Origin of the sequence: Noviherbaspirillum album (assembly GCF_035916955.1) — a bacterium.
In the GTDB taxonomy this organism is placed as follows: domain Bacteria; phylum Pseudomonadota; class Gammaproteobacteria; order Burkholderiales; family Burkholderiaceae_D; genus Noviherbaspirillum; species Noviherbaspirillum album.
The window spans coordinates 418,181-444,809 of sequence record NZ_JAWIIV010000001.1; the positions used below are offsets into that span (position 1 = coordinate 418,181).

Sequence of the window (26,629 nt, forward strand, 5' to 3'; positions counted from 1 at the left end):
GTCGCTGGGCTTGCGCCTGCGCGAGATGTTCCGGTACTCGATACCGATACTCCAAACCACGAAAGGAATCATCATGAAACTTCGTCTCTCAGCGATTACTTTGGCCCTCGGCCTGGCCTATGCGTCATTCTCTGCATCGGCGCAGACGGCGACGGTGAATCAGCAGACCAATAGCAGCACGGCAACCATCAATCAGAATGCTACTGGTTCTGCTACTTCTGCTGCGATTACACAAGAGGGCGCCGGCGGCCATACCGCGTCGGTGACGCAGGATGGCGCTCAGAGCTCCTCAGTGAGTGTCTATCAAGCACAAGAAGGCAATGATGCAACCGTCACTCAGGGGGCTGGAGCCAGGATGAGTGCAGGCGTCAGCCAGACTGGAACCAATGGTACGGCGACAGTCGAGCAGGTCGGCACTGACCAGAGTGCCAGCATTTCGCAGGCAGGTGACAGCAATAACGCCAGAATCCGGCAACAGGCGTACCAAAATTCTGCCAGCATTAATCAGGCAAGTGGAAATGGCAGCGTAGCCGATATCTGGCAAACCGGTAACAATAATATTGCTGGCATCACCCAGAGCGGAGTTGGCGGACACGAAGGCACTATCTGGCAGAGCGGCGATATTAACCGCGCTTCATTAAACCAGGAAGGCGAAAATCAGACTGCTTTCATTAATCAAACAGGCAGCAGTAACAGGGCCAATGCAAGCCAGACTGGCGCGAATAATCAATTGACTGCCACGCAATCCGGTACAAGCAACCAGATGGACGTCGCGCAGAGCGGTGACGGCGGAGTGCTTACTCTGTCTCAGGCAGGTACAGGAGGTTACATTAACGCTGTTCAGGCAGGTGTTGGAAACAACGGAACCGTCAACCAGTATGGCGTCAACCAGGTTGCCTACTTGAGTCAGAACGGGACGGCTAACACTACCACCATCAACCAGGGAGGAGGTGCTGCTGCGGCTCAGGCTTCCGTGACTCAAAATGGCACGGGCAACACAGCCACCGTAAATCAGAACTAAACTCCAATTGTGTTATTTGCCGCCTTTGGCAAGGTGTGCCGTGCAGGATCGGCGACCGGTTGGCAACATGCAACCGGCCGCTGATCTTTCGCCATTGACGGCCTGGCCCGCGCTTCGCGGTGCGTTTTGATAAGCTTGGGAAAATTAACATGGTCCCCGTTGACATAGATGTCTGGCTCGACACCGAGAGAACCGGCAACCAGATTACCGTGATTCCGTATGTACGGACCGCGGAAGAAATGAAGGTTCATTACGATATCGTCCTGCTGCGCAAGGGAACATCGATCAAGCAGAGCGGCAATGTCCTGGCCTCTGCAAGCAAACCGGGCGGCATGGGCCGCATGACAGTCAATACCGGCAATGGCAATGAATCCTGCCGCATCAATATCGTGCTGCAGACCGATGGCAGCAAGCTCGGGCAGTATGAATTTGATTGCCCCTCTTGACTGAGTGATGGTTTGTATCCAGCCGGCTTTTTAATCTGGCTGGCTGGTTTGATTGATTAATTAAGATTATTAAACTTTCAGGTTCAATGGTTCCAAGGGCGCCCCGCATTTTTCTGGTGTAGAACCGGTCAACAATTCACGCTATGCATTGCCGGGGCAATGTCACGAGCCATTATGTCCCCGGACCGCGGCGCATTGTGACGAACCGGCTTACCGACGCGAGCCCTCTCGTGCGGCCTGCAGTCGGCACGCTTGAAGGCGTGAGCATGTCGATGGCCGTGCTCGCAAGGGTGTCCGGGCATCTCCTGCGCCTCCAGAAAACTGCGAATCGGCTCCGGTTGCTTGAACCGACAAGCCATGATATTGGCGAGCGTGCTGATCCATCACGGATGCGTTCGCGTTTTTCCATGCACCGCCATGCAAAGCCAGCGCTGTCCGATGAGCACGTCGCTTTGATCGAGGCGCAGTGGCCGCCGTGTCATCGAGTTGCTTCGGTACGGCTCTGGCAAGACCATTGCCATGTCGACTTCTTCAATAAGTGAGTAAACCTGCTATTGTTCTTCTTGATATTGAAGTGTGATCGCATTCCGCGCGGCTCCAGCCTGATAATCCGAGGTTCGGAGGCGATCTTATTTTCCGTTTGCCTTGGTTCACCAAGTTGCATTTCGATTGGAATTTCGCGCGCCGTGGCAATTCGTTATGAAACCGACAATACGTCAAGTTGAAGAAGCTCTTGGAGTCAAGTCCGAAGACTGGGACTGCGTAGATCCGGAGGAATTGATCGATGTAATCTACCGGCTGTCTACGGAAGCCGGCGATGTCTCGTCCGAGCAGACCAACGTACACCCCCTGCAGGGTTCCCATCTTCCGGGAAAGCGGCGCACCTGACGCCGCATCCTTCATGTGCACAGCGGCGCACCGCCGGCGCCTTATAAACCCGCTGGCCGCCGCTGCCCCACTCCCGTCGCCTGCTCGAACGCAAACCCCATCCGCAGCAACGCCATCTCCCCCTGATGCCGCCCCACGATCTGCAGCCCCACCGGCAAGCCGTCATCGGTAAACGCGCAAGGCACCGACAGCGCCGGATGCCCGGTCGCGGTGATCAGGTAGCAGGAACGCATCCAGTCGATGTAGCTTTCCATCTTCACGCCGTCGATCTCGGTTATATAAGCCTGTTCGATGGAGAACGGCGGCACCTGGTTCACGGGCAATACCAGGAAGTCGTAGCGCTGCATGAATTCATTCATGCGCTTGAACAGCGCGGTGCGCAGCTTGGCCGCGCGTGCCAGTTTCGGGCCGGTGAGCTTGCGGCCTTCTTCGATGTTCCAGACCACCGTGTCCTTGAGCACGCCGGGATGCTGGTCCATCACCGCGCCGAGGCGGGATTCGAACGCATGGGCGCGCAGCGTCATGAAGATCTCGTGCGCATCGCGCATGTCGGGCCAGGCATCCTCCACCACGCAGCCCAGGTCCTCGAACACCTTGCGCTGCGCCTCGATGGCGGCAATCACGCGCCGGTCCACCGGCAGGCCGCCCATGGTCGGTGCGAAGGCGATGCGCGCGCCCTTCATGTCTTGCTTCAACGAAGCTCTGAATCGTGTGCCGTCTTCGGCAATGGCCAGCGGATCGCGCGCATCCGGTCCCGCGATCACCGACAGGTAGAGCGCGAGATCCTCGACCGTGCGCGCCATCGGCCCGCTGACCGACAGCGTGTCCCAGGCATCGATCGCCGGCACCTGCGGCACCCTGCCGACCGAGGGACGCAGGCCGACGATGTTGCAGTAGTTGGCCGGGCAGCGCAGCGAGCCGCCCATGTCGGTGCCGTCGGCGAGCGCCACCATGCCGGTGGCCAGCGCGACCGCCGAGCCGCCGCTGGAGCCGCCGCAGGTCATGCCCAGGTCGTAGGGGTTGCGGGTGGCGCCGAAGACGGCGTTGAAGGTTTGCGAGCCGGCACCGAATTCCGGCGTGTTGGTCTTGCCGATGCTGATGGCGCCGGCCTGCTGCTGGCGCTCGACGATCAAGACGCTGTATTTCGGCACATTGTGCTCATGCACCTTCGACCCAAAGGTGGTGCGCATGCCGCTGGTGGCGAGCAGGTCCTTGTGCGCCACCGGCAAGCCGTGCAGCGCACCGAGCGGCTTGCCCTGTGCCTGCGCCTCGTCGGCCGCGGCAGCGGCGGCGAGCGCCTGTTCCGCATGCAGCGTGACGATTGCGTTGACTTTCGGATTGACCTGTTCGATGCGGGCAAGATGAGCCTGCATGACTTCGCGCGCGGAGAGCCGGCCGGCCCGGATGGCTTCCGTCAGTTCGACGGCGCTCAGATAGAAGATTTCCTGCGTCATGTTCAATATCCCAGGCTTTGCGGCAGCCACAAGGCAAGCTGCGGGAAGGCGGTCACCAGGAACAGCGACAGCAACATCGCCGCCACCATCCACATCGCCCAGCGCACCGTCGATTCCATCGTGACGCCGGCAATGCGGGTGGTGACCATCAGGTTGACCGCCATTGGCGGCGTGAATTGTCCGATCGCCATGTTCATCGTCATGATGATGCCGAACCAGACCGGATCCCATTTGTAGATGGCCATGATGGGCAGCAGGATGGGCAGGAACACCAGGTAGACCGATACCGCATCGAGCAGCATGCCGGCGATCAGCAGCATGATGGTGATCATGGTCAGCATCAGCGCTTCATTGCTGGTGAAACCGAGCAGAAGCTTGGCGAAGGCATCGAAGGCGCCGAGCGTGGAGCCGGCATGGGCGAACACGCCGGCCAGGGAAATGATCAGCATCACCACCGCGGAGATTTCCGCCGATTCCACCAGCACTTCATAGACCTTGCGCATGCTGAGCGTGCGGTAGACGAAGACGCCGACGAAGAAACCGTAGAAGGCCGCGACCACCGCCGCTTCGGTTGGCGTGAAGATGCCGGTGCGCAGGCCGCCGAGAATGATGACCGGCGCCAGCAGGCCCCAGATCGCTTCCTTGAAGCTGTCCCAGAATTTCGGCGTTTCCTCGCCATCGTCGAGGCCCCAACCGTACTTCCACGACAAGTACAGCGTCGGCAATATCAATGCCAGGCCGGCCATGATGCCGGGGATGACGCCGCCGGCGAACAGTGCCGGCACCGATGCGGACGGCACCAGCACGCTGTAGACGATCAGCGCGACCGAAGGCGGAATCAGGATCGCGGTGGAACCGGCGGCGGCAATCAGCGTGGCCGAGAATTCCTTGGGATAACCCTGCTTGAGCATGCTGGGAATCATCACCATGGCGACCGCCGCCGCATCGGCCGCGCCGGACCCGGAAATCCCGCCGAGGAACATGCAGACCAGGATGGCGACGATACCTTGCGCGCCGCGCCGCTTGCCGACCACCGCGGATGCGAAGCGCACGATGCGTACCGCCACGCCGGCGCGCTCGAACATCATGCCGGCCAGCACGAACACCGGCAGCGCCAGCAATGGATACTTGGCGATGCCATTGTAGGCATTCGTCGGCACCGACATGATGCCGAGGCCTTCGATCAGGATGACGGCGGTGCCCGCCACCCCCAGCGCCACGGCGAGGGGCGCGCCGAGCGCCAGCAGCACGGCAAAGCCGAGGAAGAGAATGAGACTGCCTTCGGCGATCATTCTGCGCCTCCGCCTGCATTGGGTTGGGCTTGAAGAGGCTGGCCAGGCTGTCGAACCAGGCGAATCAGGCGTCCGATGATGCGCAGGCAGATCAGCGCCGACAGCAACGGCAGCCAGATGGTGTAGATCCACTGTGGTATGCCGATGCCCGGCGAGGTGGTGTCGTATTGCCAGTCGTCCCAGAACAGGAAAGTGCCGTACCAGGCGATGACGGCGAACATGATGGCGCTGAGCATCATGATGAAATATTCGACCTTGCGCGCCGTGCCGGGCGCCAGCCGCTCGGTGATGAAGGTCATGCGGACGTGCCGGTTGCGCACGAAGGCGGCCGATGCGCCGAACAGCGTCAGCACCACCATCAGGAAAATCGAGAATTCCTCCGTGAAGGCAAACGAGACGTCGGTGAAATATCGCACCAGCACGTTGGCGAAGGTGATGCAGCAGATCAGTGCCATGGCCAGGGCGGCGCAGGCTTCCTCGATTTTCACCGGTACGCGCGGCGGCGCTTCTCCGCGCGATTGCGCGCTGTCGGGCAAGTCACTCATGAAAGGCTCTTTTGATGCAATGTTTGGTGGGTAATGAAAAGCCGCTCATTGAGCGGCTTTTTACTTTTTGATGATGAGGAATCGGGAACGGAACCGGTTTACTTGCGCGCCGCGATTTCCGCTTCTGCCTTCTTGACGAGATCGACGCCGATGGTCTTGGACCACTTGTCGTACACCGGGCGAGTCAGCTTCTTGAACTCTTCCAGCTCCGCAGGGCCGGGACGGGTGACCTTCACACCCAGGGCTTCGACTTCCTTCCACAGCGCGTTGTCGGTGCCGCTCAAGCCCTTGCGCGCCAGTGCGATCTCTTCCTTGCCGGCCTGGATGGCGGCGGCGCGCACCGCTTCCTGGTCTTCCTTGCTCCAGCTTTCCCAGACCTTGCGGTTGACGACGAAGATCAGCGGGTCGTTCATGTAACCCCACTGGGTCAGGTATTTCTGGCCGACCGCGCTGATCTTGGCGCCGAGGAAGACCGAGATCGGGTTTTCCTGGCCGTCGACCGCGCCGGATGCAAGCGCCGGCTGGGCATCGGCCCAGCTCATCTGCGTCGGGTTGGCGCCGAGCGCTGTGAAGGTATCGTTGAACAGCGGCGAACCGACCACGCGGAACTTCATGCCTTTCATGTCGGCCGGCGTCTTGATCTCGCGCTTGGAATTGCTGATTTCGCGGAAGCCGTTTTCACCCCAGGCCAGCGGCACCACGCCGTTTTTCTCGATGGCCTTGAAAATCAGCTTTCCGGTCTCGCCGGCCATCAGCGCATCGGCCGAGCGGTAATCCGGCTGCAGGAAGGGCAGCGAGAACAGGTTGAGTTCCTTGACTTGCGGCGACCAGTTGATCGAGGAACCGACCGCGAGGTCGATCACGCCCTGGCGGATGGCGGTGAATTCGCGGGTCTGGTCGCCGGCGACCAGCGATGTGCCCGGATACATCTTGATATTGATGCGTCCCTGGGTCTTTTCCTTGACCAGTTCGGCCCAGCGCTCTCCGCCCTTGCCCCATGGGAATGCGGTACCGAGCACTGTCGATAGGCGATATTCGGGCTGGTATTTCTGCTGTGCATGTGCAGGGCCGGCGATGGCGAACGCGGCGCCGATGGCCAGTGCGGCCAGTGTGAAGAGGGGCTTGCGCAAGATGTCTCCTTTGGTATCGAGCGAGCGGCATCGAATGTGCCGCCTGTTATAAAAAACGAAACAGCGGAAAACGGCATGGCGGATGCGGAAACATCCCGGTCCGCTTGATCATCCGGATTCGTGACAGATGTATAAAGGCCCGAACACTTTACCAAATTTGGCTTCGCTTTGCCTTGCTTTCGAGAAGCAATCTTCGGTTTTTTACCCTGCAATCCGCACTTTCGCCGGCACTGTCATAGCGGAACTGACCGGCGCGGTTGGCATTCAATCCATGCTTGCCTTGGCTCAACTCAAGGATGCAAGAATTGGCACGCGCATTGCTTCACGGATGCCACGATAATTTACAGGTACCAGAGCATGAACCAATCCGATGAAATGATCGAATTGCTGGTGTCTTCGCTGGCATCCAGCACTTCCGAACATGATGCCTACCTGTTCAGGGATGCATTGAAACGCCTGGTCAGGACTGCCCAGCAAGAACAACTGATCGATATGCAGCGCGATTTCGATACCGTCTACGACACGATGTCGGGCAAGAGAGCGCGTTAGCCGCTTGCAAGCGATGGCGACCGACCGCCACGCATCAAGGAGCAGGCATACGATCCGGCGGGCAATGCGCAAGAATTGCCTTCGGTTTGCACAAATCGCCAGCGTGGCCGGCAGGACCTGCGCAGCTGGTGCGGCTATTGTGGCTCATTGCACCTCATTGCGGCCACGCAAGCTTGTAACGCGAGGTAAAAGCGGCTGTGCCAACGCAGGGAAGCAACGATATTGAATGGATAACCACTCCCTACGGAGAATGCCATGAATAAGTTGATTCTTGTGCTGGCCGCATTGCTGGGCGGCTTCGGCGCGGCGCAGGCGCAACCTGTGTCGAAAACCGATACAGGGGACAGCGAAGTCTTGCTGATCGTGGATATCAAGCCGGTGGCGGCACAGGTGGCGAAGAATCTTGATGTGGAAGCTACCCGCGTCCCGCTGACCGTGCAGGCACCGATCCACGTGGCAGCAAGCGCCTGCGCTATTCCTGCAAGTGTGCTGGGAGCGCAAGGCGGCGCGGGCGCTGTCGGATGCACCGCGACAGCGACGTCGCCCGCGCTCGAACAGTTGGTAAAAATCCGCCTGCAGCAGCAGTGATGCCGCAGGCGTGAGGCTCGCGTCGGTTCTCTTACTTGGCTGCACCCGATGCGGCCGGCGCCGCTGAGCCCGCTGAGCCTGAAGGATTGCCCGGAGCCGCGCCCGGACCGCCGCGCGCGGCGCGTCTTGCGTCGCGCACTGCCGCCATCTCGTCGTGATGTTTCTGATGCCGGGCCGCGAGTTCCTCCTTGGTCACGAATCCGTCCGCATCGGCGTCGGCCTTTGAAAAGGCTTCCGACTGGCGCGCCAGAAATTCCTGGCGTGACACCTTGCCGTCCTTGTCGGTATCCAGGCTCGCAATCTGGTGGTCGACCATCTTTTGCGCATCCATCTGTCCATGGTGCCGGCCGTGATGCGGCTTGTCGGCGGAACCGCGCGGACCGCCCTGCTGTGCGGAACCGGGCGTCGGTGGGGTAGCCGCCGATGTGCCGGCCGCACCGCCTGCGGGGCTTTGCGCGTGCGCCGAAACTGCTGCGGCAAACAGGCTTGCGAGAAGAAGCGATTTTTTCATGTTGACCTTCCTTCTTGAGAATCAGGGGACTTCCTGCACAGCAGTATAGAAAGCATTGCACAGGCCAAGGTTCATCTTTACCTCTGCTTTCAATGCGCCGCCGTTCGATACACGGACGTACATCCATGGGCGCGCATCGTCTGCTTGCCTGGAGGCATGCACTGCTGGCCAACGCAACAAGCGGAACTTGAATGGAATGCATGCATCCATCTGGCGGAAGCCTTTTGCCGCGGTCACCGTTGCCGCGGCACATGACATGGAGAAAAAGATGAACAGGTTTATCGAAAAGGTCGTGATCGTCACCGGCGCCGGATCGGGCATCGGCGAAGCGACCGCAAGACGCTTTGCCGAGGAGGGTGCGCTGGTCGTGCTCGCCGGCCGCACGCGCGAAAAGCTTGAGAAGGTCGCGGCAGGCTTGCCCCAAGGGAAGCACCTGGTGCGCGTTACCGACGTGTCGCGCCTTGAGGAAGTGGAAGGCCTGGTGAAGGACACCCTGCAGCGCTTCGGCCGCCTCGACGTGCTGGTCAATAATGCCGGCGTCGCACCCGAAGGCAAGGTCAACGAGGCCAGTGTCGAAGACTGGCGGCAGGTCATGTCGATCGATCTGGACGGCGTGTTCTACGGCTGCCGCGTCGCCATTCCTGAACTGATCAAGACCCGCGGCTCGATCATCAACGTGTCGTCGGTATCCGGACTGGGCGGCGACTGGGGATTGAGCTTCTACAACGCCGCCAAGGGCGCGGTCACCAACTTCACCCGCGCGCTGGCGCTGGACCATGGTCCCGACGGCATCCGCATCAACGCGGTCTGCCCCAGCCTCACGCGCAGCGAGCTGACGGAAGACATGTACGCCGATCCGAAGATCATGGCCAAGTTCAAGGAAAGGATACCGCTGGCGCGCGGCGCGGAGCCGGAAGAGGTGGCGGGCGTGATCGCGTTCCTGGCAAGCGACGATGCGCGCTTTGTCAACGGCGTCAATCTGCCCATCGATGGCGGACTGACAGCGTCCAACGGACAGCCGCCGATGGTGTGATGCCGCGCTGCAGCTTGCCGCGCCGAGGATGAGCACTTGCGCGCCAAGGGCGGGCATGGAGGACAAGCGATTCCTATCGCATCTGATGGTCGCCGGCAGTCCCGCACGTGGCGTATCCGCTTGTTCTCATGCCGGATCTCCAATCGTTCGCAGTCCGAGCGGAGTACGTATGGTCGCAATCAGGCCGGCAACGCCAGACCGGGCGACGGATAGCGAAACCCCGGGTTCGGCGACGGCCAGGGCACGGAGCAAGGCGTTCAGTCGCGCAGGCTCGGGATGCAGCAATTCGAGCGCCGCCAGTTGACAGCCCTGGTCCTGCAGAGACAGCGCGGGATGTTTTGCGGTGTTCCACTGAATCAAGGCGGGCGCCGTTCCATTCAAGGGAAGACTGCCGTCTTCCGGGATGGAGATCAGCCACTCCAGACTGCCCCTCGTCATGGGCTCGGCGGTGCCAAGCGGCTCCGTAGCGCAAGACAGCGACGTGCGGATATCTTCCGTCCGCGCGACCCAGCAGGCCAGCTTCGGCACCGGGGCAGGCTGCGCATCCAGTTCGAACCAGCGTGGGCGCGGCGGCTTGCCGGCGGCGGGATCGACGGAAATGACTTCGAGGAACATCGCATTACCTAGGCGCAGCAGCATGTTGTGCGTACCCATGCGCGGGTGCTCGCCTCCGGCCTGCGGCCTCACTCCCAGGCGTTCATGCACGAACTCGCTCCCGGCTTCCAGGGACGGCGATGTAATGGTGATGTGATCGATGCGGCAAGTCACGATAGTTTCTCCTCACGGTTCATATTGCCGGCCGCTTCGTTGTCGGCGGTCAGCGCTCAGCAGTCGATGGACGGCCGGCATGCGCGCAGGTCGCGCCCGTTCACGGCAGCTTGCGCACCTCGGCTTCGTCCGGCGACAGCAGGCGCCCGTCCTCCGCCTGAGGCGCCATGAAGTGCAGCGGCTTGCCCGTGTCTTTTTCCACCAGCTCGGAATGCGGCTCGCCCTGCTCGAACAGATGCCGCTCGCCCCACTGCCGCAGCGCCACCACGACCGGAAAAAGGCTTTTGCCCTGCTCGGTCAGCACGTATTCCTGGTGGGCGCCGCCGTTGCTTCCCGGCTGTGTGGCGAGGATTCCGGCATCGACCAGCCGGCGCAGCCTGTCGGTCAGAATGTTTCGCGCCACACCCAGGCTGCGCTGGAATTCGCTGAATCGCCGCAGCCCGTCGAAGGCATCGCGCACGATGAGTAGCGACCAGCGATCGCCCACCACGCCGACGGTGCGGGCCACCGGGCAAGGCTCGTAGCCATCGTAGTTGCGCTTGTTCATCTCGAAAAAACCCATGAAATTTTGGTTGCATTTTAAAACCGTTTAACCTAATCTCCAAACGGTTTCATTTTGCAACCAAGTTGGGAAAGGTCGATCATGCAATCTCCGCGCTCCGCTATTGCCTTGCCGCATCCGAACGTACAAGGAGCCGCGCCGATGTCGCGCGGTACCACCCTGCTTTTCGCCTGCGCCGCCGGCATGAGCGTTGCGAATGTCTACTATGCGCAGCCGCTGCTGGACGCATTGGCGTCCGACTTCTCCATTTCCCACGCGGCCGTCGGCGGCATCGTCACCGCGACCCAGGTCGGCTGTGCCCTGGCATTGCTGCTGCTGGTGCCGCTGGGCGACCTTGTCGATCGCCGGCGCCTGATGCTGGCGCAGGTACTCATGCTTGCCGCAGTGCTGGTTACCGTCGGCCTGGCCGCATCAACACATGGCCTGCTCCTGGCAATGCTGCTGACCGGGATGCTGGGCACGGCCATGACGCAGGGTTTGATTTCCTATGCCGCGAGCGCGGCGGCCGACCATGAGCGCGGCAGCGTGGTAGGCACGGCGCAGGGCGGCGTCTTCATCGGCCTGCTCCTGGCGCGCGTGCTGGCGGGCGGGATCAGCGACCTCGCAGGCTGGCGCAGCGTTTATCTCTGCTCGGCGGGCACGATGCTGGTGCTTGCGATATTGCTGTGGCGGCGCTTGCCGGCGCTTGCCGTGACCGGGCGCCGCATGAACTACCCAAGCCTGATCGCGTCCATGTTCACGCTGCTGGCGCGCCACCGGGTACTGCAGATCCGCGGCATGCTTGCGCTCCTGATGTTCGCCGCGTTCAACATCTTCTGGAGCGCGCTGGTGCTGCCGCTGAGCGCTCCGCCCCACGGTTTCTCGCACACGGCCATCGGCGCGTTCGGCCTGGTCGGCGCGTTGGGCGCATTCGCCGCGACATGGGCAGGCCGCCTGGCAGACCGGGGTTTCGAACGGCAGGCCAGCCTGGCGGCGCTGCTGCTGCTCGTGGCCGCTTGGCTGCCTCTGTCATTCATGAATCTGTCGCTATGGGCCCTGGTCGTTGGCATCATCCTGCTCGATCTCGGCGGTCAGGCGATCCATGTGACCAATCAAAGCATGATCTTCCGTTCCTCCACCGACGCCCACAGCCGCCTCGTCGCGGTGTACATGACGTTTTATGCGGTCGGAAGCGGCGCCGGCGCCGTGGCGGCCACGGCAAGCTATGCCTTCGCGGGATGGCAGGGCGTCTGCATTCTCGGTGCGGGCGTGAGTGCAACCGCGCTCATCTTCTGGGCGGCGACCCGGCGGCTGATGCCATCCGATACCAGCCAAATCCATTTTGGACATTGAACATCGGGCATTCCGCCCTTGACCTGAAGTGAACTTGAGGTTTTATACTCGCCGGCAGTGAACTAACCATCCGGAGGACACCATGAGCATTGGCATGACGGCCGTCGAGCACAACAAGGCGCTGGTCCGCGAGCTGTACGAGGACTGCATCAACAAGAGGGATCTTGATCGCCTGGAGGCGCTGATTTCGCCGGATTTCGAAGGCGCACGCGGTGAGCGCGGACCGCGCGAATTCCGCGTCACGATCGAAGCGGTCCTTACCGGATTTCCCGACGTGCGCTTCGAGATCCATGACCTGTTTGGCGAAGGCGACAGGGTAGCGGCCCGCTGGACGTTTCGAGCCAGCCATGCCGGCCGCTTCGTCGGCCTGCCGCCCAGCAACGCCGGCGTGATCCAGGAAGGCAACGTCATTTATCAGATCCGCGATGGCCGGATTGTACGCGCCTGGCTGCAGGCGGACCGGCTGGGCGTGCTGCAGCAGATCGGCGCCATCCCCCGTTCCTTCGCCGCTGGCGAAGCCAGGCATAACGCATCGAGCTGATGAAACAATTACCGGCTGGGCCGGCGCAGCATGCTTGCGCAGCGATGGCGATGGCAAACCCGAGCATCGCGCGATCGGTGACTCATTCAACGCTGTCGAGTATCGCGACCAGCTTGTTCGTATCCAGCGGCTTGACCAGGTGATGGTCGAAGCCGGCGGCCAGCGAACACCTGCGGTCGCTTTCCTGGCCATAGCCAGTGACGGCAACCAATATGGATTCGGCGGTTTCGGGTAGCGCGCGCAACCGCTGCGCCAGCTCATTGCCGTCCATCTCCGGCAGGCCTAGGTCGAGCAGGCAGACGTCCGGCACCTCCGCCCTTGCCCGCGCCAATGCCTGGTGCGATCCGTACTCCACCATCACCTGGTGGCCCGAGGCTTCCAGCAGCATTGCCAGCATGGAAGCGGCATCGACGTTGTCATCGACAATCAGGACCCGCAGCGGCCTGGCGCCGCGTTGCATCGATTGGCCGCCGCATGCATGCTCCTGCCCGCAGTCTTGCGCAGGCAGGCGCGGCAGGCATACGCTGAACGTGCTGCCCGTTCCAACCCCCTGGCTGTGGCAAGCCACCGTCCCGCCATGCAGCTGAACCAGGCTGTTGACCAGGGCCAGCCCGAGGCCCAAGCCGCCCGCCGAACGATCGGAGGTGCGCTCGGCCTGCGCAAACAGCTCGAATGCATGTTCGGCCAGATCCGGGCTCATGCCGATGCCGTTGTCGACCACCTCGATGCACACCAGGGATTCGCGGGCCTCGGTCCTGAGCAGAATGCTGCCGCCTTCATTGGTGTACTTGGCGGCATTGTTGAGTATGTTGGCAATGACCTGCACCAGCCGCTTCTTGTCTCCCAGCACAATGGCGGTCTCCGGCGGCAAATGCAGGGCCAGATGATGGCGCCTCGCCTGCATCAGCGGCGCCGCCTGTTCCACCGCGTCGGTGACGATGTGCCTGATGTCGAGCGGCGCATTCTCCAGCGCCACCAATCCCCTGGTGACACGGGACACATCCAGCAGGTCATTGATCAGATGCGTCATGTGATCCACCTGGCGGCCAATGATCTGGCTCGTCTGGCGCACGCGCGCATCGTCGAGCTTTGCAATTTGCAGCAGCTGTGCGGCCGCGCCGATCGGCGCCAGCGGGTTCCTCAGCTCATGCGCCAGCATGGCCAGGAATTCATCCTTGCGCCGATCGGCAATCTTCAGTTCCTCCTGCGCCGACCGGCGGTCGGTGACATCGCGAAAGAAGAGGGCCATGCCGCCATCGAGCGAGCGATGGGCTCGTATCTCGATCCATGCCTGCGTCTCATCAGGAAAGGTGTAACTGATTTCAATGATCTCGGCCTTGCCGGTTTCTTTCACCTGGCGGTAGATGACTTCGGTATTGGTACCCTTGAGCTCGGGCCAGACGTCCCAGTGGCTGCGCCCGATCACCTCGTCGGCTGAACGCTGCGTAATCCGCAGCCCTTCCGAATTCATGCGCACAATTGTCCAATGGCGGTCGAGCACCGAGAATCCTTCCGCCATGCTGTCGAAAACGTACTGGCTCTGGTCACGCTCGGCGCGCAATTGCGCCTGTGCCTGCGCCGCCTCGATCGCGGACCAGGTCCGCTCGGCCATTTCCTGCGCCAGCTTGAGTTCTTCCGCCCGCCAGGCGCGCGGCGTGGCGCTGTGGATGGTCAGCACCACGTGCAGTTTGCCGGCCTTGATCAGGGGCAGCAACAGCTCGGCCCGCACGCCGATGCTTTCATAAGCCTGTGCGTGCTGCGCGGTACGGCTGTCATGCTCGACGTCGTCGTTGGTCACCACCATGCCGGTGCGCAGTACCGCGATCATCTCCGGGCCGAAGTCGTCCATCGTCTTGGTGTGGCCCGCGAGGCTGGCGGATCCTTGCGCCGTCCAGTCGCGGCGGATGAAGATGGTGCCCCTGTCGTCGTCGACTTCGGCATACAGCACGCGCGACGCATCCAGCTTGCGCCCCAGCAGCTCGCAGGCCGCGGCGGTCACTTCGTCCGGATTGCTGAAGGGGCGAATTCGGTCGGACAATTCGAGATGGAAAGCCTGGCTGGCGCGTATGTCTTCGAGCTGCCGCACTTTTTCCGCCAGCGCCTGGCTCGCCTGTTGAGCCCGCGTCACGTCATTGCCCTGCGCGAAGATGCCGGTCACCCGCCCGTCCTGGCCGATGATGGGTTGATACAGCAAGTCCACATAGCGGTCTTCCATCGGAGCACCGGCCTTGCGCTGCAAGCTGATCTTGCGCTCCCTTAAGACTATCGGTTCGCCTGATTGAAATGCGCGATCCAACAATTCTTCGAAGCCTTGTCCCGCAATTTCGGGGAGCGCTTCGATTGCCGGCTTTCCTATGATGTTTCGATGCCCCACCAGCTGGTAGTAGGCCTCATTGACGATTTCGAATACATGGGTCTTGCCGGTCAGCACGGCAATGAAGCCCGGCGCCTGGTTGAACAGCATCTGGAGCTGGCTGCGCTCGGCATTCAGGATGCGCGTCATCGCTTCATGCATCTGCGGCCGGTTCATCAGCGGCATGTCGGGCACGGCGTCGGCATCCTGTTTCAGGAAGTATGTATTGGACGAGGTATCGAACCGATACAGGTCGGTCACGTCGATCGCGTTCTGGCTGACAAAGGCGACCTTGCCGGTCTCGTCGAACACCGGGGTGTGCACCGCGCTCCAGTATCGCTCCTCGAAGACAGTTCCTTCGGGAGTTTGGCGCGGGATGGCGTAACGCAGCAATGAACTGGTGTGAGGCATCTGCGTGGCGATGGCAAATTCGATCGATGCGCGCACTTCATTGAGGTTGGTCGAATTGGGGTCGGCTGGGTTGGCGGGAAAGGCATCGAAGATATGCTTGTTCAGGATATCGTCGGCAGTCCGGCCGGTCGCTCGCAGATAGGCAGGGTTGGCGCCGATGATCATGAAACCGGTATCGATCAGCAGGTAGGGATACGGCGATGCGGTGAACAACGCAGAAAAATCAGGTCGAGTAGCCATCGCTTTTTTGTCTATCGCGCCGCATGCGGATGCGGCGCGATTCATCGGGATTCGGAGATGTTGGATGCCGGCCGCCGAAAATGGCTCCTGCAATTGTGCTGCAACTGCGCTGCAACTTAAAAGCAAGCTGAACTTGAAGCAGACTGACCGACTTCGGAAAGATGCCCTCCGCAAATGAAAAGCGCCTGTCCCACTGCAAAAGATACGAAAGCTTCCCACTATAACCGGATCCTTGCGAAGGAATTTTTCGAAGCGGCCACGAAAGGATGCCGTGCAGGGCCTTCACATGCGCTTTGATGCGCTTCGATGCATTTCGGCATCATGCCTGTCCGGCAGCAGTCCTGGCAGCAGTCCTGACAGCAGCCGCATTCATTGCCGACGGTGTCGCGCATCCCCGCCGGTCGATGGATGCGCATAATTAGTTGCGCACCGCAATTATTGCCGGTCGGGATGTCTCCGCCCGATACAAAAGCTTCGCATCGCCGATATCTCCAATGGCGAAAATTTTGCGATAATTCGTATCCAAGCTAATACGCAAGATTCATCACGTCATGCTTTCCGAAGTTCTCATGTTCCTGTTTTCGGGCCTCGGCCTCTGCATTTTCGCTGTCCTGGTTGCCGCGCTACTCTACTGGCTGAAGCTTTAGATTTCCCCACGACCAATGAGACATATCTTAATCGTTGATGATGCCGAAGAAATCGTCTATCTGTTCCGAAGAAGCTTCGAGGCGCAGCGATTCCGCGTGACAGCTGCCTACGATGGAAAAACGGCGTTGAAGTTGATAGAGAATGATCCGGTCGATGGAATCGTCAGCGACTTCCGGATGCCGGGAATGGATGGGGACGAGCTGATCACCCGCATAAGAAAACACCAAGCCAATATCCCCGCCATCATTGTCTCGGCCTATGCAAGCGATGTTCCCGATCAGGATGCCAACACGAAGGTGTTCAGCAAGCCGGTATCGCCGATACAGCTGGTCTATCGGATGATAGACATGCTGATCGATGCCGAACATGCGCGCGACCCGAAAGGGAACGAATAAGACCCGTCAGGAAAAGGGACTGCACCAGGCGCATGAATGCAGTCCCTTTGTGCCTCCCAATAACGCCAGTCTTCAAGTGGCACGGTTGAATACTAGCCGAGGCCAGGTCCGCCTGGTTTGTCAGGAATCAGACATGACAAGTTCAATCGGGCTTTCCGTTGCGCGAGGAACTCCCGGCTTATCCGCGGCCCGGCCTTGACAAGGCTGGCTCATAAGGCTGGCTCATGCAGAATCCGCATGAGGGTTGCAGGACATATTCCCTTTATTCCTTTTATTTCTTTTCCCGCCTTTTTCTTGTTGTTAAAATTGCCAGCGCCACGCTTAAAAGAGAAACAAGAAAAGCATAACCTTCGGAAAATCGTTTCGCGGCATTCTGAGCAGGGCCGGCGTCCTTCCGCTGCCGCGCACCGGAATTCACCGGCTGCAGTACGATAGCGATAGTCATGCTTGTCCGCCGTTTTCCGCCATTCATCATCTTTCAGGAAGTCCTCTCATGTCGACTTATCGCAAGAAAATGCTCAGCACCCTGCTGGCCGCAAGCGCCTCGGTCATGCTCGTCATCGCTGGCCCGGCTCCGGTGCAGGCGGCCGATCTGAAGATTGCCTTGGCGGCGGACGTGTCGTCGCTCGATCCGCATTTCGTCAATATCGCGCCCAACATCGCGCTTTCCCAGCACATGTTCGACGCACTGGTGCACGTCGACCCCAACGGCCAGCTGATTCCCGGCCTGGCGGCATCCTGGAAGGCGGTCAATCCGACCACCTGGGAATTCAAGCTGCGTCCCGACGTCAAGTTTCACGACGGCTCGGAGCTGACGGCGGAAGACGTCGCCTACTCGCTCGACCGGCCGGCATCGCTGACCAACAGCCCCGGCCCGTTCACCAGCTATACCAAGCAGATAGTCGGCAAGGAAATCGTCGACGCGCAGACGATACGCCTGAAAACCGCGACCCCCTACGGTCCGCTTCCGCTCGATGTCAGCTCCATCTTCATCGTCTCGAAGAAGGCGGCCCAGCAGGCCGGCACCGAGGACTTCAACCGCGGCAAGGCGGCGATCGGCACCGGCCCGTTCAAGTTCGGCAGCTACCGGCGAGGCGACCGCATCGAACTTTTGCGCAACGACGCCTACTGGGGCACCAAGCCGGCCTGGGACAAGGTAACTTTCCGCATCATCGCCTCCGACACGCCGCGCCTGACCGCGCTGCTGGCCGGCGAAGTCGATGCGATCGAATCCGTGCCGACCGTGGATATCGGCAAGGTGCGCGCCAATCCGAAATTCCGCATCGAGCAGAAGGTATCGTGGCGCACCATCTTCTGGCATCTCGACCAGTCGCGGGACAAGTCGCCTTTCGTGTTCGACAAGTCCGGCAAGCCGCTGGAGAAGAATCCGCTCAAGGATGTCCGCGTGCGCCAGGCGATTTCCAAGGCGATCAATCGCCAGGTGCTGGTTGAACAGACCATGGAAGGCCTGGCGGTTCCCGCATCGAACGTGGTGTCGCCCGGCATCTTCGGTCACGCGGAATCGGTCAAGGTGGAAGCGTACGACGTGGCTGGCGCGAAGAAGCTGCTGGCCGAGGCCGGCTATCCCGAAGGCTTTGCGCTGACGCTGCACGGCCCGAACAACCGCTATGTGAACGACGACCAGATCGTGCAGACCACGGCGCAGTTCCTGAGCCGCATCGGCATCCAGGCCAAGGTGGAGACCATGCCTCTGTCTTCGTACTTCGGCAAGGCGCGCGGCGGCGAATTCAGCATGGCCCTGCTGGGCTGGGGTTCGCTCGCGGGCGACTTTTCGCTGCGCTCGCTGCTGGGCACGCCCGATCCTGATTCCGGCTGGGGCACCTGGAACTGGGGCAAGTACAGCAATCCCAAGGTCGACCAGTCGGTGCGCAGCGCGCTGTCTTCGGTCGATGCGCAAAAGCGCGAAGCCGCGGCCAGGGAAGGCGCCGTCACGGCGCTGAAGGATTACGCGGTGATCCCGCTGCACCACCAGTATGCAACCTGGGCGGTGCGCAAGGGCGTCAAGTACATTGCGCGCACCGACGAATTCACCTTCGCTCACCAGTTCGTTCCGGAATAAGTTTTCATAAGATTCCGTAACACATGTTCGCATTCATCTCCCGGCGCATCGCGCAGACCGGCGGCGTCCTGCTCATGATGTCGCTGCTGGTATTCCTCGGCGTCTATGCGATCGGGAATCCGGTCGATATCCTGGTCAACCCGCAGGCCGACCAGGCCGACATCGCGCGCGCCACGGCGGCGCTCGGCCTCGACCAGCCGCTGTGGAAGCAGTACGCCCGCTTCCTGCAGGGCGCGCTCGCCGGCGACCTCGGCCGGTCGTTCATCCACGACACCTCGGCCATCGGCCTGATACTGGAGCGCATGCCGGCAACGCTGGAACTGTCCTTCGTCGCGATGGGCATCGCGGTCTTGCTCGGCGTGCCGCTGGGCCTGTGGGCCGGCCTGCGGCCCGAAGCCTGGTCCGGCCGCGCCATCATGGCCGGTTCCATCCTCGGCTTCTCGCTGCCCACCTTTTGGGTGGGACTGATGATGATCATGCTGTTCTCGGTGCAGCTGGGCTGGCTGCCGTCCAGCGGGCGCGGCCCGACCACCGACATCGCCGGGTTCCCGGTGTCGCTGCACAGCGCGGAAGGCTGGCGGCACATCCTGATGCCGGCGATCAACCTTGCGCTGTTCAAGCTGTCGCTCATCATCCGGCTCACCCGGGCGGGAACGCGGGAAGCGCTGCTGCAGGACTATGTGCGCTATGCCCGCGCCAAGGGCTTGCGCGAACGGCGCGTGATCGGGGTCCATGTGCTCAAGACCATCCTGATCCCCATCGTCACCGTCATCGGACTGGAATTCGGCTCGCTGATCGCTTTCGCCGTGGTCACCGAATCCATCTTTTCCTGGCCCGGCATGGGCAAGCTGCTGCTCGACTCCATCAATCAGCTCGACCGGCCGGTGATCGTGGCCTACCTGCTGATGACGGTGTTGCTGTATGCAATGATCAACCTTGCCGTGGATATCCTGTATGCCGCGCTCGATCCGCGCGTGCGCCTGGCCGGAGCGGCACAATGACTCCTTCTCCGGAAACCGGCACGCCCTTGAGTACCTCGATGAATACCCCGGCAAGCACCCCGCTGCGCAAATTCCTGTCGGCCTATTTCGAAAGCCGGCTCGCGCTGCTGGGCCTGATCCTGCTCGCCGCGATCCTGTGCGCCGCGGTGCTGGCGCCCTGGATCGCCATGCAGGATCCCTACGATCTTGCCCAGCTCGACATTTCGGATGCTCGCCGCGCGCCCGGCTCGCCCGCGAGCGACGGCCTGCGCCATTACCTGCTGGGCACCGATGAACAGGGGCGTGACATGCTGTCGGCCATCCTGTACGGCCTGCGGGTCAGCCTCTTCGTGGGCGTGAGCGCCACCCTGATCGCGCTGTCCATCGGCATGACGCTCGGGCTGATCGCCGGCTATGTCGGCGGCAAGGTCGATGCCTTCATCATGCGCATCGCCGATCTGCAGCTTTCCTTTCCGGCCATCCTGATCGCGCTGGTGCTGCTGGCCATACTCGGCAAGGGCACCGGCAAGATCATCATCGCGCTGGTGGCCGTGCAATGGGCGTATTACGCCCGTACCACCCGGGGCGTGGCCATCGTCGAGCGGCAGAAGGAATACATCGATGCCGCGATCCTGCTCGGCCTGCCGGTGACGCGCATCCTGTTCCGGCACCTGCTGCCTAACTGCCTGCCGCCGCTGGTCGTCGTGGCGACGCTGCAGGTTGCCGCGGCCATCGCGCTGGAAGCCACGCTGTCGTTTCTCGGCGTCGGTCTGCCGGTCACCGAGCCCTCGCTGGGACTGCTGATCGCGAACGGCTTCCAGTACCTGCTCACCGGAAAATACTGGATCAGCTTTTTCCCGGGCGCGGCGCTGCTGCTGACCCTGGTGGCCATCAATCTCGTCGCCGACCGCTTGCGCGATGTGATCAACCCCCGCCTGCAGGTGCACTGATGTCCTCCATTCCATCCCATCCAGGCATGCCCTCGGACGGCAAGGGACTTCCGGTGCTTGCCGTCGAGGACTTGCGCACGCATTTCATCGGCCGCACCGAGGCGACGACGGCGAAGGCGGTCGACGGCGTGAGCTTCCATGTCGGTGCCGGCGAAATTCTGGGTCTGGTCGGCGAATCCGGCTCGGGCAAATCGGTCACCGGCGCGTCGATCATGGGACTGGTCGACAGGCCGGGACAGGTGGTGGGCGGCCGTATTCTCTTCAAGGGACAGGACCTGCGGCAATACGGCGGCGAGCAGATGCGACGCCTGCGCGGCAACCGCATCGCCATGATTTTCCAGGACCCGATGATGACGCTCAACCCGGTCCTGCGCATCGATACCCAGATGATCGAAGCCGTACTCGCCCATGAACGGGTCGGCAAGTCCGCTGCCCGCGCCCGCGCGCGCGATGTGCTTGCGCGCGTCGGCATTCCATCGCCGGATGAACGCCTGCTCGCCTATCCGCACCAGTTCTCGGGCGGCATGCGCCAGCGCGTGGCCATCGCGATAGCCTTGCTCAACCGTCCCGACCTGATCATTGCCGACGAACCGACGACCGCGCTCGATGTGACGATACAGGCGCAGATCCTGTACGAAATGCAAACGCTGTGCCGCGAGTCCGGCACCGGCCTGATCTGGATCACGCATGATCTCGCGGTCGTCGCCGGCCTCGCCGACCGCGTCGCCGTGATGTATGCCGGGCGCGTGGTGGAGCAGGGCAGCACGCGCCAGATCATCAAGGCGGCCCGGCATCCCTACACCCGCGCGCTGATGGATTCGATCCCCTCGCGCGGCGTGCGCGGACAACCGCTGCGCCAGATTCCCGGCAACCCGCAGTCGCCGCTCAACCGCCCTTCCGGCTGCGCCTTCCGCGAGCGCTGCCCACGCGCCACGCAGGCCTGCCTGCAGGAGCCGCCGGTGACCATCGGCGGGGGTGAAGGTGAAGAGGGACGCGAGCTGCGCTGCTTTCATCCCGTGGGCGATGACAGTCCCGCATGATCGAGAACCCACTTGAAATGATCGCGCCATGAGCACCACACCACTGCTGGAACTGCGCCGGGTGTCCAAGCATTTCCGCAAGCCGCCCGGACTTCTTGCGCGCCTGCGCAATGCCGCCGGCCTGCCGGCGCGGCAAGCGCCGGGGGTCGTCGCGGTTGACGATGTGAGCCTGTCGATCCGGGCCGGCGAAGTCGTCGGCCTGGTCGGAGAATCCGGCTGCGGCAAATCCACCCTGGGAAGAATGGCCGTCGGCCTGCACAGCCTGTCGGCCGGCGAACGGTTCTGGAAAGGCGAACTGCTGGCCGGCGCGAGCCGGCTGGCGCCGCACCGGACCAGCCTGGGCATGCAGATGATCTTCCAGGATCCCCAGGCTTCGCTGAACCCGCGCATGCGGGTGCAGGACATCATCGGCGAAGCGCCGGTCGCGCACGGCATCGTGGAGCGCCGCCGGCAGGCGGAGTATGTGGAGACGCTGCTCGAGCGGGTAGGCCTGGACCCGGCGGTGATCCGGCATTTTCCCTATCAGTTTTCGGGCGGCCAGCGAGCGCGCCTCGGCATTGCCAGGGCACTGGCGGTCGAGCCGGAATTCCTGGTCTGCGACGAAGCCGTGGCCGCGCTCGACGTCTCGATACAGGCGCAGATCCTGAACCTGTTCCTGCGCCTGCGCGACGAATTGAACCTGACCTACCTGTTCATCAGCCATGACTTGCATGTCGTTCATCATGTCAGCCATCGCATCGTGGTGATGTACCTGGGACGCGTGGTCGAATCGATCGCGGCCGAGCGTCTCTTCAGCGATGCCAATCATCCCTACACCCGCGCCCTGCTGGCCGAGGTGCCTTCCCTGGAACCCGCGAAGAAGCGTTTCATCGCCATCCGGGGGGAGATGCCGTCGCCGATGGCCCCGCCATCGGGCTGTCACTTCCATCCGCGCTGCCCGCACGCGATGCCGGTGTGTCGGAGCGAGGCGCCGCCGCTGGCGGAAATCGCGCCGGGGCATCACTCCGCCTGCCACCTCAATCACGTATCCGCCTGACCGGGCTTCCTTGCGGAGGCGAAGCTGCCGCCGCAAGGAACCCTTTTCTTCTCCCGCGCCACTCACAGAATATGGTCGCGAAAAGCGGCAATCCGACACTGACGAGGAGAGACCAGAATGACTTGGAACAACGGCTATGTATCGGACGTGAGCTATCCGGTAACGTTTTATGCGGAACAGAGCCCGGCGCATCTCGGCTTTGCCTGCATGCTCAGCGGCCATGAGCCGGTGGCGCTGGACAAGCCGTTCACCTACTTCGAACTGGGCTGCGGCCATGGCCTGACGTCCAATGTCATGGCGGCGACCCATCCGCATGCCCGCTTCTTCGCGAGCGATTTCAACCCGGCGCACATCGTCAACGCCCGCGAACTGGCGGAGGCCGCCAACCTGGAAAACATGGTGTTTCTGGAAGAGAGTTTCGAGGACCTGGCCGCGGGCAAGATTACGGATCTGCCCCAGTTCGACTTCGTCTCCATGTACGGCATCTATTCCTGGGTCAGCGCTGCGAACCGCCGGCATATCGTCGACTTCCTCAAGCGTTACCTGAAGCCGGGCGGCATCGTCTTCATCAACTACAACGCCATGCCGGGCTGGAGCGCGGCATCCACGCTCCACCGCCTGGCGCGGCTGCATGCGGACCTGCACCCCAATGGCAGCGCCGAACAGATCGACCAGGCACGCGATTTCGTCGAGCGCCTGCGCAACACCGGCGCGCGTTTCTTCACGGCGAACAACAGTCTGGCTCCATACCTGGAGTGGTTCAATGACAGCGACAGAAATTACAGGGCACATGAATACCTGAACCAGGATTCGGGTGCGCTCTATTACGCCGATGTGGTACGCGAAATGGCCGGCGCAAAGCTCGATTATGCCGGTTCGGCCCATCTGTTCACGAACTTTCCCGAATTGCACCTGACGCCGGACCAGCGGCGGCTTCTCGAAACCATCGAGCATGGCGTGCTGCGCGAAACGGCGCGCGACTGCATCCTGAACAATTCCATGCGCCAGGATGTTTACGTGCGCGGCGTCCGCCGCCTGTCGCCGGCCAGGCTGGCCACGTGGATGGGCAAGACCGGGCTGGCGCTCAGCCGTCCCTATGTTCCAGGCACCGTGAAATTTGAAGCTGTGGGCGATGATAACGAGGGCATGAATCTGCTGTACACGTCGGTGCTGGATGCGCTCGCCAAACGGCCGCACCGCCTGTCGGAACTGGCGGCGCTGCCGGCCTTCGAGGGCCTGCATGCCTCGGCCCTGCTGAAGGTGGCCTCGATGCTGGTCGAATTCGACAGGGTTGCGCCCTATTTCGTGCAGACAGCGGCCATCGATCCGGCGCCTGCTCACCGCCTCAACATGGAGCTGGCGCGGCTGTCGGAGACCAGCGACGAATACAAGGTGCTGGCGTCGCCGCTGCTGGGCAGCGGTACGACGGCGGGTCTGATACAGCGTCTTGTCTATCCGTTCGCGGCGCAGCTTGGAAAGGACCTGGACGTCGAGACGATCGCCCGCTATATCGATTCGGTGGTCGAAGCGCAGGGAGCGCCCCTGATGCGCAACGGCCAGCCGATCGAGAGTGCCGAGGAACGGCATGAGGAGATCCGCAATACGGTTCGCGCGATCATTGCCATGCGCCTGCCGATCTGGCAGCAGCACGGAGCTCTGGGCGACTGCACACCGCTGTTGTGCACCGCGGAGTAAGCGCGGGCGGCATCTACCGACGCGCCTGCCGCAACCGCAGCAACTACCGCCGCCAACGCTCGCGACCCTCGGGGTCGTCGGGCTGGTCCCTCTGAAGGGGAAACATCAGCGAAGCAACGGCGGCAATGACTGCCAGAACGGCAGTGGAAAGATCAAGCCAGTCCATAACGACCTCCGACCTTGTCGGTGCGCGCCAAACCCGGCGCCGAGCCGTGACGCGCTCTAGCGAATCGAACACAATGTTTTCACCAGCAAGCCGATCAGGATGACCGCGGCCAGGCCGGCGAACACCTTGTCAGTATAGAGCTCGTTGCGGTTCTGGAAAACCTACCAGCCCAAGCCGCCCTTGCCGGAAGTCGCGCCGAAAACCGGCTCCGCGGGCAGCGCGTCCTGTCTTCGCCGGTGAAGTCGGCGATGGTCGTCACGTTCGGACTGGTGCTGACCAGGCAATACGGAATGCAGGCAAGTTCAAATCCTGCGGCCAATGCGAGGATCTGCAGACGGGCAAAGTCGGTATCGCTCAAGGGCCGCGCCAGGTCGAGACCGATGACTTCGGCACCGAGCAGCGCATCCAAAGGACGGATAGTCAGGTTTGTTTCGGACCCGCTAGAGCGCTTTCGGTTTGACCGGCCTAGGCGAGGCCTAGGTGGTTTGCCGGCGAAACAAGGCGTGGTGACGCGACATGGCGGGCTCGGCGCCCCCGGGCCATGGCAAGGAGGACTCGGCGTCCCCACACAACGCAGTGTCGCTGGCAAAGCAGGCGGGATCGTCAGGCGGGTCAAACCGAAAGCGCTCTAGTTTCGGTGACGAGAAAACAAGGGCGACAACGGACATGGAGACAACCCGGGAAAGAATTTGGCAAGGAATTCTATGGCGGGTTCTCGAGCGGATTGCGGGTGGGTGTAGGGAAGAATCGGTTTGTCTCGGATGCAGGGCAAGGCGCGAGGAGCGCCGTGTGGCGGGCCACACAAGCGACGAACAACGCTGCCATGGTGAAGTGGGCCCAAGGCAGGCCGAGGCGACCTTACACCCATTCGCCATCCGCTTAAGGCCGTGCAAACGAAGCTTAATAGCTATCTATGTAAGCTGGTTCTTTGCACATAGATGCAGTTGTGACACTGAGATTTCAATTTCAAAAGACACCGGCAGAGGAAAGGCAGCGGAGCGCAAACCGTTGTCCTTTCCCTTCGGCGTTCAAGAATCAGAATCAGCTACGGCTGAAGGCGTCCGCCTTCAAATAAAGTTACCGTAGAGGAGGGTACCGCTGGCGGCTGGCTTCACATCGATGGCCGTATCCGCGAAGTGTTCTCCAGTAATACCGCTTTCATTCAACTTGCTGTAAGCGACCACGTTTCCTTGCGTGTGCTCCTTGATATCGACATTCTCGGCTGTGACATCATCCCCGAACTCAACGCCGAGGACCTTGTTGTTATTGCTTAGGTCAATGCCTTTTTCGTCATCGGAACCGATATAGACGCCTTCGCCGTAGCCAGGATCTATATTGCCGGTATCGTTGATGAAGGAATTCTGAATGACGTTGTCCGAACTGTTCTTGCGAAAGTGGACTGCTTCCTGCCCGGTCCCCGTGATCGAGAGATCATCAAGCAGGCTTTTATTTGTACCATCGAAGACGATGCCCTTCTGGCCGCCGGTGACGCTGAAGCCCTTGAGGGTAATGTTCTCGCTATCTTCAACATGAAGAGCGTACCCGCTGTTCATGTCTCCGCCATTGATCTTGGCGTTCCGGGAACCCTCGATCGTGACGTTCGATTTCCCTTTCAATTCGAAATTGCCATTGTATTCGCCGTCGGCCAGACGGATCGTCGTGCCCGATTCCGCGTTTGCGAGCGCCGACTTCAATTCTTCCGAATTCTTTACCTCGATCGTTTTGCCCGAACCCTTGGCACCCACATCATTGGGTTTCTCGGTGTACGTCCTGGCATTTTGACTGCCCCCGGTTTTTGTAACGGACATCATAGCTCCTGTTAAGTAATGGTGATTTCATTGCACTTGCCGCGGCAGATTGCTGCTTTGCTGCCAGCTCGCCGACAGCGTGTAAATCTGTCTAACAATGATGAGTGGAACCGGAAGCCGAAAGATTCCTTTCGAATGGTGAAATGTTGTTCAGATCGACGCCAATC

27 protein-coding genes and 2 pseudogenes are annotated in these 26,629 nt (G+C 61.5%); 16 read left to right on the forward strand and 13 right to left on the reverse strand.

What is annotated here, in order from left to right; translation table 11 throughout:
- Nucleotides 1-73 precede the first annotated feature (73 nt).
- The 4 genes from RY831_RS01875 (at nucleotide 74) to RY831_RS01890 (ending at nucleotide 2,355) form a co-directional block, all read left to right on the forward strand.
- Nucleotides 74-1,021: a hypothetical protein gene (locus RY831_RS01875; protein ID WP_326504632.1), complete on the forward strand. Its 948-nt coding sequence runs from the start codon at nucleotides 74-76 to the stop codon at nucleotides 1,019-1,021.
- Nucleotides 1,022-1,170: 149 nt separating this feature from the next.
- Nucleotides 1,171-1,467 carry a hypothetical protein gene (locus RY831_RS01880; RefSeq protein ID WP_326504633.1) on the forward strand — a complete coding sequence of 99 codons (297 nt, stop codon included), beginning with the start codon at nucleotides 1,171-1,173 and terminating at the stop codon, nucleotides 1,465-1,467.
- Between the two features lie 266 nt (nucleotides 1,468-1,733).
- Complete coding sequence (locus RY831_RS01885) at nucleotides 1,734-2,009, forward strand: hypothetical protein (protein ID WP_326504634.1); 276 nt, start codon at nucleotides 1,734-1,736, stop codon at nucleotides 2,007-2,009.
- A 157-nt stretch (nucleotides 2,010-2,166) separates the two neighbouring features.
- A complete protein-coding gene (locus tag RY831_RS01890; protein WP_326504635.1) occupies nucleotides 2,167-2,355 on the forward strand; it encodes a hypothetical protein in 189 nt (62 codons plus the stop codon).
- 41 nt (nucleotides 2,356-2,396) lie between these two features.
- Here RY831_RS01890 and RY831_RS01895 read toward each other — a convergent pair whose 3' ends face one another.
- The 4 genes from RY831_RS01895 to RY831_RS01910 form a co-directional block, all read right to left on the reverse strand.
- Complete coding sequence (locus RY831_RS01895) at nucleotides 2,397-3,809, reverse strand: amidase (RefSeq protein ID WP_326504636.1); 1,413 nt, start codon at nucleotides 3,807-3,809, stop codon at nucleotides 2,397-2,399.
- A 2-nt stretch (nucleotides 3,810-3,811) separates the two neighbouring features.
- Nucleotides 3,812-5,101: a TRAP transporter large permease gene (locus RY831_RS01900; RefSeq protein WP_326504637.1), complete on the reverse strand. Its 1,290-nt coding sequence runs from the start codon at nucleotides 5,099-5,101 to the stop codon at nucleotides 3,812-3,814.
- Entirely contained in the window at nucleotides 5,098-5,646 is a 549-nt protein-coding gene (locus tag RY831_RS01905; protein WP_326504638.1) for a TRAP transporter small permease, read from the reverse strand. Before RY831_RS01905 ends, RY831_RS01900 begins: the two co-directional genes overlap by 4 nt.
- Before the next feature lie 98 nt (nucleotides 5,647-5,744).
- Entirely contained in the window at nucleotides 5,745-6,776 is a 1,032-nt protein-coding gene (locus RY831_RS01910) for a DctP family TRAP transporter solute-binding subunit (protein WP_326504639.1), read from the reverse strand.
- Between the two features lie 357 nt (nucleotides 6,777-7,133).
- Between RY831_RS01910 and RY831_RS01915 the strand changes: the two genes are divergently transcribed.
- Nucleotides 7,134-7,325 carry a hypothetical protein gene (locus tag RY831_RS01915; protein ID WP_326504640.1) on the forward strand — a complete coding sequence of 64 codons (192 nt, stop codon included), beginning with the start codon at nucleotides 7,134-7,136 and terminating at the stop codon, nucleotides 7,323-7,325.
- 255 nt (nucleotides 7,326-7,580) lie between these two features.
- Nucleotides 7,581-7,913: a hypothetical protein gene (locus tag RY831_RS01920; protein ID WP_326504641.1), complete on the forward strand. Its 333-nt coding sequence runs from the start codon at nucleotides 7,581-7,583 to the stop codon at nucleotides 7,911-7,913.
- A gap of 31 nt (nucleotides 7,914-7,944) precedes the next feature.
- Here the strand turns inward: RY831_RS01920 and RY831_RS01925 are convergent, their stop codons facing one another.
- Nucleotides 7,945-8,424: an EF-hand domain-containing protein gene (locus RY831_RS01925; protein WP_326504642.1), complete on the reverse strand. Its 480-nt coding sequence runs from the start codon at nucleotides 8,422-8,424 to the stop codon at nucleotides 7,945-7,947.
- 268 nt (nucleotides 8,425-8,692) lie between these two features.
- On the opposite strand from RY831_RS01925, the gene budC reads away from it, so the two are divergent.
- Complete coding sequence (gene budC / locus RY831_RS01930) at nucleotides 8,693-9,457, forward strand: meso-2,3-butanediol dehydrogenase (RefSeq protein ID WP_326504643.1); 765 nt, start codon at nucleotides 8,693-8,695, stop codon at nucleotides 9,455-9,457.
- A gap of 126 nt (nucleotides 9,458-9,583) precedes the next feature.
- Here the strand turns inward: budC and RY831_RS01935 are convergent, their stop codons facing one another.
- Nucleotides 9,584-10,225, reverse strand: a complete 642-nt coding sequence (locus tag RY831_RS01935) for a VOC family protein (protein WP_326504644.1) — start codon at nucleotides 10,223-10,225, stop codon at nucleotides 9,584-9,586.
- Between the two features lie 100 nt (nucleotides 10,226-10,325).
- Nucleotides 10,326-10,772 carry a winged helix-turn-helix transcriptional regulator gene (locus RY831_RS01940; protein ID WP_437126203.1) on the reverse strand — a complete coding sequence of 149 codons (447 nt, stop codon included), beginning with the start codon at nucleotides 10,770-10,772 and terminating at the stop codon, nucleotides 10,326-10,328.
- Nucleotides 10,773-10,928: 156 nt separating this feature from the next.
- Between RY831_RS01940 and RY831_RS01945 the strand changes: the two genes are divergently transcribed.
- A complete protein-coding gene (locus tag RY831_RS01945; protein ID WP_326504646.1) occupies nucleotides 10,929-12,119 on the forward strand; it encodes an MFS transporter in 1,191 nt (396 codons plus the stop codon).
- An 82-nt stretch (nucleotides 12,120-12,201) separates the two neighbouring features.
- A complete protein-coding gene (locus RY831_RS01950; RefSeq protein ID WP_326504647.1) occupies nucleotides 12,202-12,660 on the forward strand; it encodes an ester cyclase in 459 nt (152 codons plus the stop codon).
- Nucleotides 12,661-12,742: 82 nt separating this feature from the next.
- On the opposite strand, the gene RY831_RS01955 is transcribed toward RY831_RS01950, so the two are convergent.
- Nucleotides 12,743-15,664 (reverse strand): PAS domain-containing protein, encoded by a 2,922-nt coding sequence (locus tag RY831_RS01955; protein WP_326504648.1) that lies wholly within the window; start codon nucleotides 15,662-15,664, stop codon nucleotides 12,743-12,745.
- A complete protein-coding gene (locus RY831_RS01960) occupies nucleotides 15,648-15,950 on the reverse strand; it encodes a hypothetical protein (protein ID WP_326504649.1) in 303 nt (100 codons plus the stop codon). The genes RY831_RS01955 and RY831_RS01960 overlap by 17 nt, the downstream gene beginning before the upstream one ends.
- A 376-nt stretch (nucleotides 15,951-16,326) precedes the next feature.
- Between RY831_RS01960 and RY831_RS01965 the strand changes: the two genes are divergently transcribed.
- The gene (locus tag RY831_RS01965; RefSeq protein WP_326504650.1) at nucleotides 16,327-16,707 is read left to right on the forward strand and encodes a response regulator; all 381 of its coding nucleotides are present in this window, start codon (nucleotides 16,327-16,329) and stop codon (nucleotides 16,705-16,707) included.
- 271 nt (nucleotides 16,708-16,978) lie between these two features.
- Here RY831_RS01965 and RY831_RS01970 read toward each other — a convergent pair whose 3' ends face one another.
- Complete coding sequence (locus RY831_RS01970; RefSeq protein WP_326504651.1) at nucleotides 16,979-17,152, reverse strand: hypothetical protein; 174 nt, start codon at nucleotides 17,150-17,152, stop codon at nucleotides 16,979-16,981.
- Between the two features lie 48 nt (nucleotides 17,153-17,200).
- On the opposite strand from RY831_RS01970, the gene RY831_RS01975 reads away from it, so the two are divergent.
- The 6 genes from RY831_RS01975 (at nucleotide 17,201) to RY831_RS02000 (ending at nucleotide 24,488) form a co-directional block, all read left to right on the forward strand.
- Nucleotides 17,201-18,787, forward strand: a complete 1,587-nt coding sequence (locus tag RY831_RS01975; RefSeq protein ID WP_326504652.1) for an ABC transporter substrate-binding protein — start codon at nucleotides 17,201-17,203, stop codon at nucleotides 18,785-18,787.
- A gap of 23 nt (nucleotides 18,788-18,810) precedes the next feature.
- On the forward strand, nucleotides 18,811-19,788 hold the full coding sequence (locus RY831_RS01980; RefSeq protein WP_326504653.1) for an ABC transporter permease: 978 nt from the start codon (nucleotides 18,811-18,813) through the stop codon (nucleotides 19,786-19,788).
- Nucleotides 19,785-20,717: an ABC transporter permease gene (locus RY831_RS01985; RefSeq protein ID WP_326504654.1), complete on the forward strand. Its 933-nt coding sequence runs from the start codon at nucleotides 19,785-19,787 to the stop codon at nucleotides 20,715-20,717. The genes RY831_RS01980 and RY831_RS01985 overlap by 4 nt, the downstream gene beginning before the upstream one ends.
- Nucleotides 20,717-21,757, forward strand: a complete 1,041-nt coding sequence (locus RY831_RS01990) for an ABC transporter ATP-binding protein (protein ID WP_326504655.1) — start codon at nucleotides 20,717-20,719, stop codon at nucleotides 21,755-21,757. The genes RY831_RS01985 and RY831_RS01990 overlap by 1 nt, the downstream gene beginning before the upstream one ends.
- Nucleotides 21,758-21,785: 28 nt before the next feature.
- A complete protein-coding gene (locus RY831_RS01995; RefSeq protein ID WP_326504656.1) occupies nucleotides 21,786-22,793 on the forward strand; it encodes an ABC transporter ATP-binding protein in 1,008 nt (335 codons plus the stop codon).
- A gap of 117 nt (nucleotides 22,794-22,910) precedes the next feature.
- Nucleotides 22,911-24,488 carry a class I SAM-dependent methyltransferase gene (locus RY831_RS02000; RefSeq protein WP_326504657.1) on the forward strand — a complete coding sequence of 526 codons (1,578 nt, stop codon included), beginning with the start codon at nucleotides 22,911-22,913 and terminating at the stop codon, nucleotides 24,486-24,488.
- Between the two features lie 202 nt (nucleotides 24,489-24,690).
- On the opposite strand, the pseudogene RY831_RS02005 reads toward RY831_RS02000, so the two are convergent.
- The 3 genes and pseudogenes from RY831_RS02005 to RY831_RS02010 all read right to left on the reverse strand — a co-directional run.
- Nucleotides 24,691-24,872 (reverse strand): annotated as a pseudogene (locus RY831_RS02005) (ABC transporter permease); the annotation flags it as partial.
- A 113-nt stretch (nucleotides 24,873-24,985) separates the two neighbouring features.
- Nucleotides 24,986-25,078, reverse strand: a pseudogene (locus RY831_RS33380) (TauD/TfdA family dioxygenase); the annotation flags it as partial.
- Between the two features lie 643 nt (nucleotides 25,079-25,721).
- Nucleotides 25,722-26,465 carry a right-handed parallel beta-helix repeat-containing protein gene (locus RY831_RS02010; RefSeq protein ID WP_326504658.1) on the reverse strand — a complete coding sequence of 248 codons (744 nt, stop codon included), beginning with the start codon at nucleotides 26,463-26,465 and terminating at the stop codon, nucleotides 25,722-25,724.
- Nucleotides 26,466-26,629: the final 164 nt, after the last annotated feature.

Coding starts and splice junctions, on each gene's coding strand:
- RY831_RS01875 (WP_326504632.1), top strand. CDS start 74: ATGAAACTTCGTCTCTCAGCGATTACTTTGGCCCTCGGCCTGGCCTAT.
- RY831_RS01975 (WP_326504652.1), top strand. CDS start 17,201: ATGTCGACTTATCGCAAGAAAATGCTCAGCACCCTGCTGGCCGCAAGC.
- RY831_RS01900 (WP_326504637.1), bottom strand. CDS start 5,101: ATGATCGCCGAAGGCAGTCTCATTCTCTTCCTCGGCTTTGCCGTGCTG.
- RY831_RS01985 (WP_326504654.1), top strand. CDS start 19,785: ATGACTCCTTCTCCGGAAACCGGCACGCCCTTGAGTACCTCGATGAAT.
- RY831_RS01905 (WP_326504638.1), bottom strand. CDS start 5,646: ATGAGTGACTTGCCCGACAGCGCGCAATCGCGCGGAGAAGCGCCGCCG.
- RY831_RS02000 (WP_326504657.1), top strand. CDS start 22,911: ATGACTTGGAACAACGGCTATGTATCGGACGTGAGCTATCCGGTAACG.
- RY831_RS01885 (WP_326504634.1), top strand. CDS start 1,734: ATGTCGATGGCCGTGCTCGCAAGGGTGTCCGGGCATCTCCTGCGCCTC.
- RY831_RS01895 (WP_326504636.1), bottom strand. CDS start 3,809: ATGACGCAGGAAATCTTCTATCTGAGCGCCGTCGAACTGACGGAAGCC.
- RY831_RS01995 (WP_326504656.1), top strand. CDS start 21,786: ATGAGCACCACACCACTGCTGGAACTGCGCCGGGTGTCCAAGCATTTC.
- RY831_RS01880 (WP_326504633.1), top strand. CDS start 1,171: ATGGTCCCCGTTGACATAGATGTCTGGCTCGACACCGAGAGAACCGGC.
- RY831_RS02010 (WP_326504658.1), bottom strand. CDS start 26,465: ATGATGTCCGTTACAAAAACCGGGGGCAGTCAAAATGCCAGGACGTAC.
- RY831_RS01950 (WP_326504647.1), top strand. CDS start 12,202: ATGAGCATTGGCATGACGGCCGTCGAGCACAACAAGGCGCTGGTCCGC.
- budC (WP_326504643.1), top strand. CDS start 8,693: ATGAACAGGTTTATCGAAAAGGTCGTGATCGTCACCGGCGCCGGATCG.
- RY831_RS01990 (WP_326504655.1), top strand. CDS start 20,717: ATGTCCTCCATTCCATCCCATCCAGGCATGCCCTCGGACGGCAAGGGA.
- RY831_RS01940 (WP_437126203.1), bottom strand. CDS start 10,772: ATGAACAAGCGCAACTACGATGGCTACGAGCCTTGCCCGGTGGCCCGC.
- RY831_RS01970 (WP_326504651.1), bottom strand. CDS start 17,152: ATGACTATCGCTATCGTACTGCAGCCGGTGAATTCCGGTGCGCGGCAG.
- RY831_RS01965 (WP_326504650.1), top strand. CDS start 16,327: ATGAGACATATCTTAATCGTTGATGATGCCGAAGAAATCGTCTATCTG.
- RY831_RS01925 (WP_326504642.1), bottom strand. CDS start 8,424: ATGAAAAAATCGCTTCTTCTCGCAAGCCTGTTTGCCGCAGCAGTTTCG.
- RY831_RS01920 (WP_326504641.1), top strand. CDS start 7,581: ATGAATAAGTTGATTCTTGTGCTGGCCGCATTGCTGGGCGGCTTCGGC.
- RY831_RS01945 (WP_326504646.1), top strand. CDS start 10,929: ATGTCGCGCGGTACCACCCTGCTTTTCGCCTGCGCCGCCGGCATGAGC.
- RY831_RS01890 (WP_326504635.1), top strand. CDS start 2,167: ATGAAACCGACAATACGTCAAGTTGAAGAAGCTCTTGGAGTCAAGTCC.
- RY831_RS01955 (WP_326504648.1), bottom strand. CDS start 15,664: ATGGCTACTCGACCTGATTTTTCTGCGTTGTTCACCGCATCGCCGTAT.
- RY831_RS01980 (WP_326504653.1), top strand. CDS start 18,811: ATGTTCGCATTCATCTCCCGGCGCATCGCGCAGACCGGCGGCGTCCTG.
- RY831_RS01915 (WP_326504640.1), top strand. CDS start 7,134: ATGAACCAATCCGATGAAATGATCGAATTGCTGGTGTCTTCGCTGGCA.